Origin of the sequence: Nitrospirillum amazonense, assembly GCF_029594735.1 — a bacterium.
GTDB classification, from domain to species: domain Bacteria; phylum Pseudomonadota; class Alphaproteobacteria; order Azospirillales; family Azospirillaceae; genus Nitrospirillum; species Nitrospirillum amazonense.
The window spans coordinates 171165-173474 of the sequence record NZ_JARPAF010000003.1; the positions used below are offsets into that span (position 1 = coordinate 171165).

Sequence of the window (2310 nt, forward strand, 5' to 3'; positions counted from 1 at the left end):
GCCGGCCGGGGTGGCGACGCTGATCTACATCGCCGGGACCGGCACGCTGGGCACGCTGTCCAACAGCGGCACCATCCAGGGCAACATCGCCAACAATGGCTCGGCCGACCTCAACCTGCGGGGCGGCAGTGCCACCTGGGGCACCTTCGGCGGCGCCGGCGGCACGCTGGGCACGATCACCAGCACCGGCGGCAACGTGGTGGTCTCGGGCGGCCAGGTCTACCTGGCCGACCAGGTCAATGTCGGCAGCGGCCTGCTGTACAACACCGGCGGCACCCTGGGTGTGGCGCCGGGCGTGACGGTCACGGGCAACTACCTGCAGAACAACGCCAACGGCACGCTGGTCCTGGGCCCGAACGCCCCCCTGGTGGTCACTGGGTCCGCCACCATCAGCGACGGCTACATCAAGGTCGGCAGCTTCGACAGCCTGACCAACCACGTGGCGGGAGAGACCACCACCCTGGTTCAGGCAGGGGCGGCCTCCACCTATACCCTGGTCAGCAGCCAGAGCGTGCCGGTGGTGCAGTCCAACGTGGGCGGCCTGGGCGTCATCGGCACCCAGGTAGGCAACAACCTGCAGGCCGTGGTCGAGAACGACTACTTCGGCACCAGCACGGCGGCGTTCACGCAGTCCGGCACCATCGTGCTGGGGACCAACAGCCAGGCCAGCGCCGCGCTCTACGTGGCGGGGACGGCCACCATCGGCAGCCTGACCAACACGGGCGTGCTGAACGGCGAGGCCAACCTCGGCAACGGCATCTTCATGGGGTCGTCGGGCACGCTGGGCGCGTCCATCGGCACGCTGGTCAACAGCGGCACCATCGCCGGCCGCGTGGGTGTCGCCAACTACAACGGCGTCATCGGCACCATCGACAACAGCGGCCAGATTCTGGACAGCCTGCCCAACTCGGGCATCTACAACGGCAACACCATCACCCTGGTGAACAACCAGGCGGCCGGCACCATCGCCGGCGCGTATGGCATCGCCAACAGCAACCTGCTGGGCACCCTCCAGAACGCCGGGCTGGTCACCGGCTCCATCACCAGCGGGTCGACCACCGCGGTGGGCGTCGCCAGCTACGGCACGCTCAACACCCTGACCAACAGCGGCCGCATCCTGGCCACGGCGGTGCGCATCGCGGACGGCGTGCTGAACTACGGCACCCTGGGCACCCTGACCAACGCCGCGGGCGGCACCATCGGCGCCAGCGGCAGCATTGTCAGCGGCACCGGCAACGTCGTCGCCGGTGTCGCCAACGGCGGCACCATCGGCACCCTGAGCAACAGCGGGCTGGTCACCGTCACCGGCCGCAACACCGTCACCGGCTTCAACGTGGTGGCCGGCATCGCCAACCTGTCGGGCGGCACCATCAACGTCCTGTCCAACGCCAGCACCATCACCGCCGCCGGCAGCATCACCGACGTCACCCTGTCCCGCCTGGCGGGCCTGTTCAACGCAGGCGTCATCGGCACGCTGTCCAACACCGTGGGCGGGGTGATCAACGGCCTGGACAACTACACCGGCGGCACCATCACCCAGCTGACCAACGCCGGCCTCATCACCTCCGCCTCCCGGTTCGCCCTGTTCAACGAGGGGAGCATCGGCAATCTCTCCAACAGCGGGACGATCCAGGGCCCGACCGCGCTGCGCCTGGGCAGCAGCGGCACCATCGGCACCGTCACCAATAGCGGCACCATCGCCGGTTCCATCCTGAACGGCGCGTCCACGGCCCTGACCATTGGCGGCGGTGCCGGCACGGTGGTGGGCGTGCTGACGGGGGTCAGCGGCAGCGTCGGCGGCGCCGACAAGGGCCGGATCACCAGCACGGGCGCCGACCTGGTGTTCAACAGCGGCAACCTGCTGCTGAACGACGACATCACCGCCACCGGCCGCACGGTGGTCAACAGCGGCGCCTCGCTGCGCCTGTCCAACAGCGTCATCGTCACGGGCAATTACGCGCAGGGCGCCACCGGTACCCTGGTGCTGGGCAGCGGCGCGCTGCTGTCCGTGACCGGTGCGGCCACCGTCACCGCGGGCACGGTCACGTCCAGCGGCTTCAACGCCACCGGCAACTACCTGGCGGGTGGCAGCAACGTCACCCTGGTGCAGGGCGGCGCCGGCTCGTCCTACAACACCACGGTGGTGGCGGGCGGCGGCATCACCGGCCTGGGCCTGACGGGCAGCGTGTCGGGCAACAACCTTCTGGCCGTGGTCGGCAACGACTATGTCGGCGCCTCGCTGGGCTCCATCGTCAACAGCGGTTCGTTGAGCTACAGCGGCGCCAGCACGGGCGCGGTCTACGTGGCCGG

General features: G+C 69.6%; 1 protein-coding gene. It reads left to right on the top strand.

What is annotated here, in order from left to right; translation table 11 throughout:
• Window positions 1-2310: beta strand repeat-containing protein (locus P5F91_RS19205; protein ID WP_277907963.1), on the top strand; the 2310-nt coding region annotated here is incomplete at both ends.